At 50.9% G+C, this 14,178-nt stretch carries 14 protein-coding genes and 2 pseudogenes; 13 read left to right on the top strand and 3 right to left on the bottom strand.

Annotation, left to right across the window (positions count from 1 at the left end; translation table 11 throughout):
- Positions 1-324: 324 nt before the first annotated feature.
- Positions 325-1,824 (bottom strand): annotated as a pseudogene (locus NDK47_RS24655) (IS1634 family transposase); the annotation flags it as partial.
- A 310-nt stretch (positions 1,825-2,134) separates the two neighbouring features.
- On the opposite strand from NDK47_RS24655, the pseudogene NDK47_RS27940 reads away from it, so the two are divergent.
- The 3 genes and pseudogenes from NDK47_RS27940 to NDK47_RS24645 all read left to right on the top strand — a co-directional run.
- Positions 2,135-2,284 (top strand): annotated as a pseudogene (locus NDK47_RS27940) (IS91 family transposase); the annotation flags it as partial.
- Between the two features lie 53 nt (positions 2,285-2,337).
- Entirely contained in the window at positions 2,338-2,967 is a 630-nt protein-coding gene (locus NDK47_RS24650) for an HD domain-containing protein (RefSeq protein WP_251872354.1), read from the top strand.
- Positions 2,968-3,330, top strand: coding sequence for a phage holin family protein (locus tag NDK47_RS24645; protein ID WP_251872353.1), 363 nt, complete (start codon positions 2,968-2,970; stop codon positions 3,328-3,330). It begins immediately after the preceding gene.
- A 226-nt stretch (positions 3,331-3,556) separates the two neighbouring features.
- On the opposite strand, the gene NDK47_RS24640 is transcribed toward NDK47_RS24645, so the two are convergent.
- Complete coding sequence (locus tag NDK47_RS24640; protein ID WP_251872352.1) at positions 3,557-4,174, bottom strand: accessory gene regulator ArgB-like protein; 618 nt, start codon at positions 4,172-4,174, stop codon at positions 3,557-3,559.
- A 15-nt stretch (positions 4,175-4,189) separates the two neighbouring features.
- Positions 4,190-5,530 carry an ATP-binding protein gene (locus NDK47_RS24635; RefSeq protein WP_251872351.1) on the bottom strand — a complete coding sequence of 447 codons (1,341 nt, stop codon included), beginning with the start codon at positions 5,528-5,530 and terminating at the stop codon, positions 4,190-4,192.
- A gap of 239 nt (positions 5,531-5,769) precedes the next feature.
- Between NDK47_RS24635 and hprK the strand changes: the two genes are divergently transcribed.
- The 10 genes from hprK (at position 5,770) to hisIE (ending at position 14,011) form a co-directional block, all read left to right on the top strand.
- Positions 5,770-6,705, top strand: a complete 936-nt coding sequence (gene hprK / locus NDK47_RS24630; RefSeq protein WP_305883351.1) for an HPr(Ser) kinase/phosphatase — start codon at positions 5,770-5,772, stop codon at positions 6,703-6,705.
- A 25-nt stretch (positions 6,706-6,730) separates the two neighbouring features.
- Complete coding sequence (locus tag NDK47_RS24625; RefSeq protein ID WP_251872350.1) at positions 6,731-7,249, top strand: acyltransferase; 519 nt, start codon at positions 6,731-6,733, stop codon at positions 7,247-7,249.
- Positions 7,250-7,446: 197 nt separating this feature from the next.
- Entirely contained in the window at positions 7,447-8,601 is a 1,155-nt protein-coding gene (locus NDK47_RS24620) for an ATP phosphoribosyltransferase regulatory subunit (RefSeq protein ID WP_251872349.1), read from the top strand.
- Positions 8,602-8,653: 52 nt separating this feature from the next.
- Positions 8,654-9,295, top strand: coding sequence for an ATP phosphoribosyltransferase (gene hisG / locus NDK47_RS24615; protein WP_251872348.1), 642 nt, complete (start codon positions 8,654-8,656; stop codon positions 9,293-9,295).
- 31 nt (positions 9,296-9,326) lie between these two features.
- Complete coding sequence (gene hisD / locus NDK47_RS24610; protein WP_251876362.1) at positions 9,327-10,622, top strand: histidinol dehydrogenase; 1,296 nt, start codon at positions 9,327-9,329, stop codon at positions 10,620-10,622.
- Complete coding sequence (hisB, locus tag NDK47_RS24605; RefSeq protein WP_251876360.1) at positions 10,622-11,221, top strand: imidazoleglycerol-phosphate dehydratase HisB; 600 nt, start codon at positions 10,622-10,624, stop codon at positions 11,219-11,221. Before hisD ends, hisB begins: the two co-directional genes overlap by 1 nt.
- A 1-nt stretch (position 11,222) precedes the next feature.
- Positions 11,223-11,840 (top strand): imidazole glycerol phosphate synthase subunit HisH, encoded by a 618-nt coding sequence (gene hisH, locus NDK47_RS24600; RefSeq protein WP_251872347.1) that lies wholly within the window; start codon positions 11,223-11,225, stop codon positions 11,838-11,840.
- The gene (gene hisA, locus NDK47_RS24595; RefSeq protein WP_251872346.1) at positions 11,837-12,586 is read left to right on the top strand and encodes a 1-(5-phosphoribosyl)-5-[(5-phosphoribosylamino)methylideneamino]imidazole-4-carboxamide isomerase; all 750 of its coding nucleotides are present in this window, start codon (positions 11,837-11,839) and stop codon (positions 12,584-12,586) included. The genes hisH and hisA overlap by 4 nt, the downstream gene beginning before the upstream one ends.
- Before the next feature lies 1 nt (position 12,587).
- Positions 12,588-13,346 (top strand): imidazole glycerol phosphate synthase subunit HisF, encoded by a 759-nt coding sequence (hisF, locus tag NDK47_RS24590; RefSeq protein ID WP_251872345.1) that lies wholly within the window; start codon positions 12,588-12,590, stop codon positions 13,344-13,346.
- Entirely contained in the window at positions 13,343-14,011 is a 669-nt protein-coding gene (hisIE, locus tag NDK47_RS24585) for a bifunctional phosphoribosyl-AMP cyclohydrolase/phosphoribosyl-ATP diphosphatase HisIE (RefSeq protein ID WP_251872344.1), read from the top strand. The genes hisF and hisIE overlap by 4 nt, the downstream gene beginning before the upstream one ends.
- Positions 14,012-14,178 lie beyond the last annotated feature (167 nt).

The following is a 14,178-nucleotide window of genomic DNA, read 5'->3' as shown; positions in this document are numbered from 1 at the left end:
GACAAAAGGTTAAAGACGCAGCTCACGAAGAAGCTAATAGGTACAGATCCGAAGGTGGTACTTTAAGATAATAATAAATTAACCTTTTCGTTTCGACAGGAGATGTTAAAATATTCTTAATATTACTAGATGGTACTACCAGGGGGAAGTCTATGAGGATACAACGACAACTGGGAATTTTGCTACATATTTTTTGGGTGATTTTGTTGTTAGGTTGTTCCCGGGTTCGACAGTTCGTAGATACACAAACCGCCTCAACCCTAGAGCCAGCAAGGGATTGGACGGTTTGTGGATAACTTGGCGTATGCCTACAGTTTTTCGGGTCTAACTCGGTGAAATGTCCCATATTAGCTGGGGTTCGGGCAATTCAAGCTGCGAAAGAATACCCCTGTGTTCATCTGTTAATTCCGTTCGCTGTAAGACCGTACCATCGACGGAGCGAGTCTTTACCAGATGAACGCGCTGGAACAGTTTTCGTACATCGCGCCATGTCCTGCCCGTCTTGTTCTCGACGATCCGGATCAGCATCAGTCCGAGCCAGCAAAGAAGAACATGGGAGCGGATGCGATCATCTTTTCGATGGTAGACGGGACGAAGGGCCAGCGACTGCTTAAGCGTACGAAAGGCGGCTTCGACTTTGAGAAGCTGTTTGTAGCCGAGGGCCACATCTTCGGAGGAGAGCGTATCGTCTGAGGTCTGAATCAAATACTTCCCGTCGAGATGTTCTATAGCTTTGACGGCCTGCTTGTCAATACGAAGGTTGCCGCGCTTGTCCATTTTCAGATAGCGCTTGTACGTGATGTGGCTGTGCAGGCGACAGTGGGCTTTGCTGTGAGCTTCGCCATCAAGCTGCTTTAGACCATCAAGCGCCTCTTGCAGTGCCTTCAGATGCTCCTCGCGCTGGGCAGCGTCTCGCTTCGCTTCTTCGGGATTACGCACCAGTACGTATCGTTTGCGGGCTTCTCCATCGCCGATCGTAATGTCTTTGACCTCCAAATTATCGCGTACGGTCTTAAATCGCCCTGGATGAGCGAGTGCTGCCTCGACCGACGGCTTGCCGGAAGATAGCTTCTCGCCAATGATGTAATGACCGCCAGACTGCTGGAAAACGCGGAGATTCGCTTCAGACGAAAAACCGCGGTCCGCCACGGAGATGACTCGCCCGAGTTTCCAGCCGATTAGGTCCTTCTTCACCTCGGGCACGACACTCATGTCCGCAGTGTTGCCCGGCCATACCCAGCAGCGGATGGGAATACCGTCCCGTGTAACGGCGAATCCGATGACCACTTGCGGCAAGTCGGGCCGATGATCCTTGGAGTAACCGAGTTGACGAAGCGACTCCTCGTCTGTCTCCTCGGTCTCGAAATAGGTGGAGGTCGTGTCAAAAAAGAGCAGGTCGACCTTAAGGTTCAACAAGTCGGCAACCGAATGAAACACTTCCCGCTGAATGGCCTCATCCGACTCGGTGAGAAAATCCATAGCGCGGTAGCCCTGCTGGACATCGAAAACAGATAATCCGGGAATGACGACATCTTGAGCCACCCACTCCTCCGTCGCAAGCTTACTGGATGGATCAAGTGCACGATTCGCCACCATAGCATCTACAGGAGAGTGGAACTTGCGCTCTGATAAATGTCGAGACAACGCCTCGCCAATCTTCAGCTTTTTCCAAAGTGAGTCCAGCAGCCAAGCGCCACCCATCGACTTGCTGCTGACAAGCTTCAATGGGGCGGCAGCAGTCTTTGCTCCCTTCACAACCGGTTCTTCGCCAAGCAACCGTGCGATGCTCTGAGCGAGGCCGCGTAGCTTTTCTTTGTTATAGTCATGACGTCATAAGTTTTGAAAATATTACGGAAAATTTAGAATTATTTTTCCGCGTTAGTGGGGGCTTCAACAATGGCTTTACCGTATCGGGAAGACGCCAAGCAAGAACCTTATTGCAGAGCTGTATGAAGCCATGCAACGATTTGAAGCGAACACCAATTGGGCAAAAAAGAAGTGTGTCGCTACAATTCCAAGTCAAAAAAAGTGATGAAGAATCTCCATGATGTATGTTGGAGATTTTTTTTCATAATATCGGAAAGTATATATTTTTGGGGGCGTAAGCCCCTATATTTTTTGATAAAATCATTGCATGAATACAAATGTTCTAAAGCGAATTTTTATTGATCATTGGAAGCCTTTTGTTGAAAAGTATGGAAAGAGAATTCGGCCATCGGTTCTGAAAGAAGTTGAGAAGTTTCTAAACTGCGGGGACCCAAAAAAGGGGTTTAAATTATTAGTGCTTCGCTCCGGGTTTTCTTACCATAGAAGATATAAAAAGAGAGGAGAAACGGGATGGAGTACGTGAAGTCTGCTATTGCCTGCTTGCCGGAATCTTTAGTAAACACGGCCAGGCGCTTTTTTGATGGACAGGACCCCGCCCATGATTGGGAGCATAATCTGCGAGTAATCGCTCTGTGTGAAAGAATCGGCCGGGAAGAGTCAGCTGACATGGATATTTTGCGCCCTGCGGCCTTGCTCCACGACATCGGCCGGGCAGAAGAGAGGAAAACGGGGGAGTGTCATGCGGAGATCAGTGCCCGTCTCGTCCCGGAGCTGCTGGTTCCGTACGGTTATTCCGATGGGAGCATCACTTGTATCCAACAGGTGATTCTTGCCCATCGTTTCCGCAAAGAACGGCCCCCAACTACAGTGGAGGAGCAAATCTTGTTTGATGCAGACAAACTGGATTCAATCGGTGCGATTGGAATCGCCCGCGTTTTCACGTATTCGGGCGTGATCGCTCAGCCGCTTTCTTCAGATGATCCTCATCAGCATACGCCGCTGGCCGAATTTGAATGGAAGCTGAGCCGCATCAAAGAACGGCTGTTCACCAAGACGGCCCGTGAGATTGCGGAAGAGCGAGATACCTTTATGGTTCTGTTTTTTGAAAGGTGGAAAAAAGAGATAGAGGGGGAGGTATAGATGATTCGTTGGGTCATCAAGCTTATATTGAACGGTGCAGCTCTTTTGATGATCAGTCAGTGGTTCGAGTCGATCACGATTTCCAGCTTTGGGGTAGCGGTGTGGGCAGCATTTATACTGGGGGTGGTGAATACGATCATCCGTCCCATTTTGCTGTTTTTTTCGCTGCCCCTGCATTTGCTTACGCTGGGGTTATTCTGGTTTGTCATCAATGCGCTTACGTTTGCCCTGACTGCCTATATGATCAACGGCTTTGAGGTGGGGAATTGGCCGGATTCGTTCTGGACTGTTCTGATGGCTGCTGCCCTGATGAGCCTGTTCGGTTGGATCATCGAGGGAGTGGTTCCCAAACAGAAAGGTTGAAGAGGGAAAAGAGAAAGACCGCTCTGATCATGAAGAGCGGTCTTCTTGTATGGTCCGGGGCAAGGATGTGATTTCATTAAAGGGAACGTTATGATTCAAAACTAGGACAGTTTGTCACGTTGACCAGGAGGGAGAGGTTCGTACATAAGTCCTACTTTTAATACACCGGCAACACTTAAGGCAGACAGGGATGCAAAGAAACCACACGTCAGCTTACGCAATTTCTTCATGATAAACCACCCTTTTCTCTCATTTTTTCGAGACCGGCCACCAACCGGTATGAGACCGGATGGAGGTGAAGTGACTGAAGCAGTACCGCGAGTGAGTAAATCAATGCTAGTTTCTGGTGATATACTACCAGAAAAAGTATAAAGAAACAACCTATCAAGATTGAAAATAGTGCAATTTTTTTACAAATTCCCCTAATTTTCTCGTTCGTGGGCAAATAGGTGTGGGCAGCAGGGGCATAACGGAGGTTGATCATGAAGGAAACACTCATCGACACGATTATCCAAATCGATGCCGCCGATGTGGATAGCAAAGGCAAGTGAGCCCCCAAATATCCGATGCCGGAAAGGGTAAGCGTACCGACAATCAGGCAAGAGAAAGGAGTGCTCATATGAACACCCCCGGTGACTAGACGATGAAGATAATAGATGATGGAGAGGAAAAGGACCTCCCAAACGATGCCAAGCAAATAAGAAATGATGAAGAGGCAGACAAAATTCAGCAGATTTAAGAGAAAGATTTCGATACCATGGGAGAGCTGCTCCTCGGTATGTTCCGTGTTATCTCCCTTGATCCCTTTTGCGATGCGAGTCGAAATTTTTTCTGACCATCCCATGCTAACACTCCTTTTTTACACGTGAAAGGAAATACGGAAGCTGGTAATGCCTTGTTCAGATTGTACCTTGATCTTGCCGCCATATCGTTCTGTGACCGATTTTACGACTGCCAGTCCAACGCCTCCTTCGCCATTGCTTTTGGTTGTATATCCAAGCTGAAAGATCTCTGCCAATTTCTCTTTAGGAATCGTAGGTCCGCTGTTTTCAATATAGAAGAATTGTTCCCTGTTTGTTTCGCCCCACTCCAGCTTAATATAGCGGTTTTCCTCCAGTTCGTAGGAAGTGGCCCGAATCGCATTGTCAAACAGGTTACCGACGATTTTGATCAGGTCGTATGTACGGATAAAAGGAAACTGATGATTGCCGGATATCTGGATATGGCAGGAGATTCGTTCGGCGATACAGATCGCCATCTTTGATTGGAGCAGAGAAGACACGGCTGGATTTTCAATTCCCTCCAGAACCTGCACGCTGGTTTCGACAGCTTGTTCGATTGATACGGTTTCCTGCAGCAGATGTTGGACGTACTCTTTGCCTCTCTCGTCCATGCCCTCCTTCAGAAAACCGTGGATCGCCGTGTAGTGGTTAAGTGAATCATGTTTGATCGAGCGTATCGCAGTAAGCAAGTCATTGATATTTTGCAGATAAGGCGTTTCCGTTTCAGCTTCAACCCGGTTGATCGTGAGTTTGACGTATATGCGAAATAAGAGAACAAGTACGATAAATAGAGCCAAGATAAAAAGTTGAAAAAGAAGCTGATAATCGGGCGAATAAATTTGGATGATGGGTGAATTATTCTTTCTGAGAAAGAATGTCGTGTTCATAAACAAGATTAATAGGAATTCGACGCTGCCAACCAGAATCAGCATGAACAGGTAGCGGTTATGTCTGTTTTGAGGAAGCATTTTCCGCAAGTCAAACTTGACCATTCGAATCAGAAAAGAGATCAGCAGCAATACGGAGAGATACACAGCACTAACCAAGTTTTGCATAAATGTGGTGGACAGAATATCTTGCCAATAAATCTGCATGCTGTTAAAAAGAAGCAATAACGTAAATTCAGCGAGAATCATACTGCCCATCGCAGCAATCGACATGGAAAATCCGACGTACGGCCTGACTCGAAAGATGACGAGGATAAACACAATGTACAACAAGAACATCATGGCGATCTTTGGCTGATAAGAGACGTTCAACAGGCCTAGCACTTCTCCTGAAAGCGAGAAAAGAATACTGAACAGCAGCGTTTTCTTCCGGTGTGTAAAAATAGATTGATTGAATAATGCGAAGCCGATGGCGAGAAGCAAGAGGGCCTCAGGTATATCGACAAACAGAAAACGAAGCAGGAACTCCAAATGCCTTGCCTCCTCTCAATCTGCAAACAAACATCGAAACAGGGCGGCAATTCGTAAATACTAACAAAGAAAATATGTAACAAATAATGAAACACTAATCTTATCTTATGAAATTACTTGATTAATGTAAATGATGTTGCGAGAGAAGAGAGTCCGATGTTGTCCCACACCGTGGACTTTCGATACAATGAGGAGACATAAAACGGGACGAAACTATGAACGGAAGAGGGGGAAGGCAAGTGCGGAAGACAAAAGTAAGTCATCTGATGGATCAGTTTCATATGAAGCTGTTAAGTGGAGAAGAGGGTTTGGGTAGAGAGATCACCGTGACGGACCTGAGTCGTCCAGGTCTCCAGCTTGCTGGGTATTACTCCTATTACGCCGAAGAGCGCATACAGCTATTCGGCCTGACCGAAATCAATTTTCTTCAGACATTGGGCAGAGAAGAAAAGCTGGAGCGGATGCGCTTTTTGATGCAGGACAAGACTCCCTGTCTATGTGTGGCACGCAATCTCCAGGTTCCGGAGGAAGTGCTGCAGGTATCCAATGAACGCGGACTTCCCGTGCTGCAGTCTTCGCTGGCCACAACTACGCTCGTAGGCAAGGTGACCAACTATCTGGAGAACCGGCTGGCTCCGACCACCACGATTCACGGTGTGCTGACCGATATATACGGGGTGGGTGTCCTGATCATGGGCTCCAGCGGAATCGGGAAAAGCGAGGCAGCGTTGGAGCTGGTGAAGCGCGGGCATCGTCTGGTTGCCGATGACGCGGTCGAAATCCGGCAGACACAGGGAGAGCAGCTGGTCGGCAGCGCACCGGAGTTGATTCAGCATCTGCTGGAGATTCGTGGGGTAGGCATTATTAACGTGATGACCATGTTTGGCGCCGGGGCTGTGCGCAATGTGAAAAACATCGCGATGGTTGTACAGTTGGAGCTGTGGGAGCCGCATAAGCAATATGAGCGTCTCGGCCTCGATGAAGAGACGATCAAAATTATGGATACGGAGATTCCTATTATCACGGTACCGGTCCGACCAGGTCGAAATCTGGCCGTCATTATCGAGGTAGCGGCGATGAATTTCCGTTTGAAGAGGATGGGCTACAATGCAGCCGTTCACTTTTCCAAAAAGCAGTCTGAGATGATTTTTGAAGATACCGATTCCGACCTGTAGAGGTTAGGCAGAAAGGGACGAACAGATGAGCAGACAGACCAGACGATTTCCCGTCCACGGGGCAAATCCGCTGTGGCAGTTATATCGCACCGTCAGCTTTTGGAAGGTGGTCAAGAATTTTGCCGTGATCCAGCTCGCCCGCTATACGCCGTTTCTCTCCTGGAAAAATTGGCTCTATCGAACGTTTTTGCGCATCGAGATTGGCGAGCAGACGGCTGTAGCGCTGATGGTCATGATGGATGTGATGTTCCCCGAGCTTATTAAAATCGGTCGCAACTGTGTGATTGGCTACAATACGACGATTCTTGCCCATGAATATCTGGTGGAGGAATACAGGCTGGGAGAAGTCCGGATCGAGGATCGCGTGCTGGTAGGGGCCAACAGCACCATATTGCCTGGTGTGACGATTGGAGAGGGAGCCATTGTCGCTGCGGGGACGGTTGTTCACAAGAATGTTCCCCCTGGGGCATTTGTAGGAGGAAACCCGATGCAGATCATCCGCGAGGGAACGGCTAGTCAGTCGAATGAAGAGCGGACAACGTAATACTGCGAGTAGAAACCGTCGAGGAATCGGCGGTTTTTTTATGCGGTATTCTTTTAGTGCTTCTTGTCAGCCAACTGAAAATTCAGATTAATTTGTATGTGGTTGACCGGCGTCAGTCAACGTGGTAATCTTCAACTATTACTTTAGTTTGCTACCATATTAGCATAGTAAAGCATTTGGATACGGAGGGACATGCGATGACGAAGCCGTTGGGATTTGAAAAGCCTTTGGGCATGCGGGATATACTGCCGGAATCACTGGCAAAGCAACGGCATTTGGAGCGCGAACTTCGCGCGTGTATCGAACCATGGGGGTACCAGGAGATTATTACGCCGTCGCTGGAGTATTACGACACAGTGGGGATCGCCAGTGTCACCCTGACGGACAGGATGTTCCGGCTACTGGACAAACAGGGGCATACGGTCGTGCTGCGCCCTGATATGACATCGCCAATTGCGCGGGTCGTCTCCTCTTTGTACAAAGACGTGCCATTTCCCATTCGGTTATTTTACCAAAGCAATGTGTTCCGGGCGCAGGAAAAAGAGGCTGGTCGAAATGCCGAGTTTTTCCAGACAGGGATCGAGCTGATCGGGGATGCCAGCGTGGATGCAGATGCGGAAGCGATTGCGCTGGCGGTGTTCTGTTTGCAGGCTGCGGGAGTGGAGACCTTTCGAATTGCGATTGGCCATGTGGACTTTGTAGAAGGACTGCTTGAGGAGATCGTACAGGATGAAGAGGAGCGCTCCCAATTTCGCCGTTTTTTGTACGAACGTGACTTCGTCGGGTTTCGCCAGTTGGCCGATCAGCTTGCGATATCGCAGGAGGAAAAAAGAAGACTGCATGCGCTGCTGACCCTGCGCGGAGGGAAAGGGAAAATCGAGGAAGCACGTGAGCTCACCGGAAACGGCAAAGCGCGGCGAGCGGTCGAAACGGTTTACTCTTTGTGGGAAGCGCTGGAGGCGTATGGCGTGACAGAGGCACTGCTGCTCGATTTCAACCTGATCAGCAACATGGATTACTATACCGGCGTCGTGTTTGAAGGCTATGCCGCCGACTTGGGTTCACCGCTCCTCGGAGGAGGCAGGTACGATCGGCTGCTGGAGCAGTTTGGGCGTCCTGCCCCAGCGACCGGTTTTGCCATCAAAATGGATCGCTTGTTGCAGGTGGCGCCATCGCTCGAACAGCCGCAATCACGGCCTGTTCACTTGTACTACACGGATGACAACCGAGGCAAAGCACTGGCAGCAGCTCAGCAGATGCGCCAAGAAGGCCGGATCGTGGTGACAAAGCGGGTGCGTGATCGGGTGGAAGCGGATTTGGAACTGGCAGAAGATGTCGTGCTTTTCTTATAGAAGGTTTGAAGAAGTAAGCTGATGATTTCTTGCAGGACGGGAGGCGTAGAGGATGAGCTTGTCTGATCAAGAACGGAAATTGACGATTGCCATGCCAAAGGGAAGAATTTTTGAAGAGGCTGTCAGCTTTTTGCAGCAGGCGGGCTTGCAGGTAACCGCTGAATTGCAGGATTCTCGAAAGCTGGTGATTCCTGTGAAAAACACCAGTCTGGAGTTCATACTGGCCAAGCCGACCGATGTGCCTACGTATGTCGAATACGGGGTAGCGGACGTGGGTGTGGTGGGCAAGGACGTTTTGCTGGAAGAAGAGCGTGATGTATATGAGCTGCTGAACCTGCAGATCGGCTATTGCCGGATGATGGTCGCGGGTCTGGCGGATTGGAAGCCGACCGAAGCGCCTCGGGTAGCGACCAAATATCCGCGCATCGCTTCCCGCTATTTCCGCGAACAGGGACAGCAGGTGGAGGTTATCAAGCTGAACGGCTCCGTTGAGCTTGCCCCGCTGATCGGTTTGGCTGACCGGATCGTCGATATCGTCTCCACAGGGCGGACCCTGCAGGAAAATGGTTTGGTCGAGCTGGAGCATATTTGCGAAATTACAACGAGACTGATTGCTAATCGGGCCAGCTATCGGATGAAAAGTGAAGCGGTGGATGCAATTGCGCAGAAGTTTTTGGAGGTAATCCCCAAGTGACAGGGCCGGGAGATAGGAGAGATGACAGATGATCCGGATCATACAAGCAGATGGCTATGATGCCAAGCGTTCGGTTGAGGCGGGCAGCGAACAGCAGCGCCAAGCCGTGCGAGCGATTCTGGAGGAGGTTCGTCAGCGGGGGGATGAGGCTGTCCGTGATTATACGGAGCGATTTGACCGCGTCCGTCTGGAGCAGTTTCTGGTCACCGAGGAGGAATTTGCAGAAGCAGAGGATCTGGTTTCGCCAGAAGTGAAGGCGGCCCTTGCCGAGGCAGCAGAGAATATTCGCGATTTTCACCAGCGGCAGGTACGCCAATCGTGGTTTGCCACCAAAGAGAGCGGCACACTGCTCGGACAAATTGTACGTCCGTTACAACGGGTGGGCCTCTATGTGCCGGGCGGAACTGCGGCGTACCCGTCCAGTGTGCTGATGAATGCTGTTCCGGCGAAAATAGCCGGAGTACCTGAAATCGTGATCACCACGCCTCCGGGAGCGGATGGAAAAATCAATCCGGCGATTTTGGCAGCGGCTCGGATTGCCGGCGTAACGGAGATCTATAAGGTTGGGGGAGCACAAGCGATTGCAGCACTTACCTACGGAACGGAGAAAATCAAACGCGTGGATAAAATTGTGGGACCGGGCAATATCTACGTTGCTCTGGCCAAGCGGGAAGTCTTTGGGCTGGTCAGCATTGATATGGTTGCGGGACCGAGCGAAATCGTGGTGTTGGCTGATGAGACGGCCAATCCGCGTTATGTAGCGGCTGATCTTTTGTCCCAGGCTGAGCATGATCCGATGTCGGCCGCTGTGCTGGTTACACCTTCGCAGGCATTGGCAGAAGCCACAGCCCGGGAGATCGAGCGGCAATTGGCAGAGCTTCCGCGCCGTTCAATCGCTACCGCTTCTTTGGAGAATTTTGGAGCTATTTTGCTGGTGAAGGATCTGGAGGAAGGGTTTGCTGTAGTGAACCGATTGGCACCCGAGCATTTGGAAATCATGGTGGAAAATCCGTTTGAGCAGCTTGGGAAAGTGGAAAATGCAGGCGCCATCTTCCTCGGTCCGTACTCATCAGAGCCGGTGGGTGATTACTTCGCCGGAACCAATCACATTATTCCGACCAACGGAACCGCCCGTTTTTCTTCTCCCTTGTCGGTGGATGACTTTATCAAAAAATCCAGTGTCGTCTCCTACAGCAAGCAGGATTTGCGGAAAAACGGACACAAGATCGTGGCGCTGGCCGAGCAGGAAGGGCTGCAGGCACACGGACGTGCTATCCAGGAGCGGTTGAATGATTTTGCCAAAGAAGAGGAGGAAACCGGCCAATGATGAACGAGATGAAGAAACGGACGGCACAAATCGCGCGCAAGACTAATGAAACAGACATTGCCCTGACGTTTTCCGTCGATGGAGCAGGGGAGAGCCGGCAGGATTCGGGCGTGCCTTTTTTGGACCATATGCTCGATCTGTTTACGAAGCACGGTCATTTTGATCTGACTGTGAAGGCCAAGGGAGACATCGAAATTGATTACCACCACACCGTCGAGGATATCGGCATATGTCTCGGGCAGACGCTGCGGGAAGCGCTCGGCGATAAAAAAGGCATCAAGCGCTACGGCAATGCATTTGTCCCCATGGACGACGCCCTGGCCCAAGTCGTAATCGATATCAGCAATCGCCCCCATCTGGAGTATCGAGCGGTCTACCCGTCGCCGGTCGTGGGCCAGTTTCCCACAGAGCTGGTGCATGAATTTCTCTGGAAATTTGCCCTGGAAGCGAGAATCAATCTGCACGTCATTTTGCACTATGGTCACAACACACATCATATGATCGAAGCGATATTCAAGGCGTTGGGACGTGCCCTGGACGAAGCGACTGCGATTGATCCGCGGGTAAAAGGAGTCCCGTCAACCAAAGGGGTTTTATAACATGATCGGCATTATCGACTATGGCATGGGCAATCTGTACAGCTTGAGCAAAGCGGTTGAAAGACTGGGCTACCGCTATGAATTTGTCTCGCGTCCGGAGCGTCTGGACGATTTTTCCGGAGTCATTCTGCCGGGAGTAGGTGCTTTTGGGGATGCCATGAAGAATATCCGTGAGCTCGGGCTGGCTGAGGGCATTTCGGCTTTCACGGCATCGGGTCGACCCGTCTTGGGGATATGCCTGGGAATGCAGCTTTTATTTGAGAAGAGCGCGGAGCACGGGGAGCATGCGGGACTCGGACTCTTGGGCGGGGAAGCTGTGCGCTTTGTCGGAAACTATAAGGTGCCGCATATGGGCTGGAATCAGTTGACACTCCAAAAGGAGCATCCCTTGCTTCGGGGCGTGTCGAGCGGGGAGTACGTCTATTTTGTCCACTCCTATCATGTTCGGGTCAGCGATCCACAGGTTCTGCTGGCTGCCGCGGATTACCATCAGCAGGTGACAGCTATCGTCGGGCAGGACCAGGTGTATGGCATGCAATTCCATCCGGAAAAGAGCGGAGAGACAGGAATGAGGCTGCTGGCCAACTTTGCGCAGCTGTGTAAGGGGGAGAAGAGATGAGTGTGAAGCAAAGCTTTACCATTTATCCGGCGATCGATATTCGCGGCGGCAAATGTGTGCGGTTGTTCCAGGGTGATTACGCCCAGGAGACGGTCTACGCCGATTCACCGCTGGAGATGGCAAAGGAATGGGAGGCCCAAGGGGCTGACTGGATTCATCTGGTCGATCTGGATGGAGCCAAAGACGGACTGCCGGTAAATGGGGAGCTGATCAAGGAGATTGCCCGCTCCGTTCGAGTTCCGGTGCAGGTAGGCGGAGGGATTCGTACAGAGGAGCAGATCAGTGATTATCTGGATGCGGGCGTAGCCCGTGTCATTCTGGGAACGGCGGCTATCGAGGATGAACCGTTTACGGAGCGTATTCTCCGTCGTTATCGGGAGAAGATTGCCATCGGTCTGGACTGTCGCAACGGCATGGTCGCGACACGCGGCTGGCTCACTACGACGGATGTCAGTGCGGCTGAATTGGCGGGGCGTCTCGTATCCTATGGCGCGGAAACCTTTATCTACACCGATATCGCTCGTGACGGCACTTTGACCGGTCCCAATGTAGATGAGATTTCTGCACTGGCGCGCGCGACCGGAAAAACAGTGATTGCCTCTGGTGGAGTCAGCGTTCTGGACGATCTGGTGGATCTGCACCGCTTTTCCGGTGAAGGGGTAGGCGGTGCTATTGTAGGAAAGGCGTTGTATACCAAGGCATTTTCGTTGACGGAAGCAGCGGCTCGCCTGAGGGAGTGTGAATAGAATGCTGGCCAAGCGAATCATTCCCTGTCTTGATGTCAAGGACGGACGAGTTGTAAAAGGCGTGCAATTCGTGGGCTTGCGTGATGCAGGCGACCCGGTCGAGCTGGCGAAAAAGTACAGTGAGGAAGGGGCAGACGAGCTTGTCTTCCTCGATATCTCTGCTTCACACGAAGGGCGGAAAACGATGGTAGACGTGATCGAACAGACCGCGGCCAACATCACGATCCCCTTTACCGTAGGTGGCGGAATCAACAGTGTCGATGACATGAGACGCATTTTGCGGGCGGGGGCCGACAAAATCTCGTTGAACACAGCAGCGGTGCTGCGGCCTGAGCTGATCCGTGAGGGCGCCACCGTGTTTGGTTCCCAGTGCGTCGTCGTGGCGATTGATGCTCGTCAGGTGGGAGAGAAAAAGTGGGAAGTGTACACCCATGGTGGTAGAAATGCGACAGGCAGAGATTTGATAGAGTGGGCCAGGGAAGCGGAAGCCTTGGGTGCAGGTGAAATCCTTATAACAAGTATGGACGACGATGGCGAAAAGAAGGGCTTTGGGATTGAATTGACTCGTCTTGTCGCCGAAGCCGTAGGAATACCGGTGATTGCCTCAGGCGGTGCGGGCAGTCGGGAGCATTTTTTCGATGTGTTGACCAGAGGGAGTGCGGATGCTGCTTTGGCTGCTTCTATTTTTCATTACGAAGAGACCTCGATACAGGCAGTAAAAGAGTATTTGCTCGCGAAAGGAGTCGACATCCGGCCATGACAGCGATGTTAAATATAGAAGAACTTCGTTTTGACGAGAACGGTTTGATTCCTGCCATCGTACAGGATGCTGTCAGCAAAGAAGTGCTGACGCTCGCCTATATGAATAAAGAGTCACTGGCCTTGACGTTGGAAACAAAAGAGACGTGGTTTTGGAGTCGATCCCGCCAGGAACTGTGGCATAAAGGGGCGACTTCCGGTCACACACAGCGGATCGTTTCGCTGAAGTATGACTGTGATGGAGATGCGCTTGTGGTGCTGGTGGTGCCCCAGGGACCTGCCTGCCACACCGGAGTGTACAGTTGTTTCTCCGCCCAAGTTTGTCTGGAAGCTGGGGAGGATACGGTAGTTGCAAAGGAGAGCGTGTCCTCGGCAGTCGAGCGTGACCGCTTTGCTATTTTCAATGAGTTGGAGCAATTAATCGCTTCACGTGAAGCTGAACGTCCAGAAGGTGCGTATACCACGTATCTATTTGAAAAAGGTGTCGACAAGATTTTGAAAAAGGTAGGCGAGGAAGCGGCCGAGGTGATTATCGCGGCGAAGAATCGCAGTCATGAGGAGCTTCGTTACGAAGCCGCTGACCTTCTATACCATCTTCTGGTTCTGCTGCGAGAGCAGAAGCTTCCGCTAGACGAAGTATTGGCTGAGTTAAAAAAGCGCAGGTAACATAGTCTGTAAATTTAGGCAGGAATCCTTTCAATCTAGTTACGGAGAATGATAGAACAATTGGTAGAGGCCTTTGGCAAGCGTGAGGGCCTCTTTATTTTACAGGGTTTTTGCCAAGGTTCTGCTGAGAAAGAGAGAGAAGGCGTTTCTAGTAAGTTAAAAAAACG

The sequence above is a fragment of the Brevibacillus ruminantium genome (assembly GCF_023746555.1).
Classification (GTDB): Bacteria; Bacillota; Bacilli; order Brevibacillales; family Brevibacillaceae; genus Brevibacillus; species Brevibacillus ruminantium.
Note: the sequence above shows the minus strand (reverse complement) of the source record. Positions and strands in the feature narration are given on the sequence as shown.

Coding starts and splice junctions, on each gene's coding strand:
- hisG (WP_251872348.1), top strand. CDS start 8,654: ATGAGCTTGTCTGATCAAGAACGGAAATTGACGATTGCCATGCCAAAG.
- NDK47_RS24645 (WP_251872353.1), top strand. CDS start 2,968: ATGATTCGTTGGGTCATCAAGCTTATATTGAACGGTGCAGCTCTTTTG.
- hisH (WP_251872347.1), top strand. CDS start 11,223: ATGATCGGCATTATCGACTATGGCATGGGCAATCTGTACAGCTTGAGC.
- NDK47_RS24625 (WP_251872350.1), top strand. CDS start 6,731: ATGAGCAGACAGACCAGACGATTTCCCGTCCACGGGGCAAATCCGCTG.
- hisB (WP_251876360.1), top strand. CDS start 10,622: ATGAACGAGATGAAGAAACGGACGGCACAAATCGCGCGCAAGACTAAT.
- NDK47_RS24650 (WP_251872354.1), top strand. CDS start 2,338: ATGGAGTACGTGAAGTCTGCTATTGCCTGCTTGCCGGAATCTTTAGTA.
- NDK47_RS24640 (WP_251872352.1), bottom strand. CDS start 4,174: ATGGGATGGTCAGAAAAAATTTCGACTCGCATCGCAAAAGGGATCAAG.
- hisA (WP_251872346.1), top strand. CDS start 11,837: ATGAGTGTGAAGCAAAGCTTTACCATTTATCCGGCGATCGATATTCGC.
- NDK47_RS24620 (WP_251872349.1), top strand. CDS start 7,447: ATGACGAAGCCGTTGGGATTTGAAAAGCCTTTGGGCATGCGGGATATA.
- hisIE (WP_251872344.1), top strand. CDS start 13,343: ATGACAGCGATGTTAAATATAGAAGAACTTCGTTTTGACGAGAACGGT.
- hisF (WP_251872345.1), top strand. CDS start 12,588: ATGCTGGCCAAGCGAATCATTCCCTGTCTTGATGTCAAGGACGGACGA.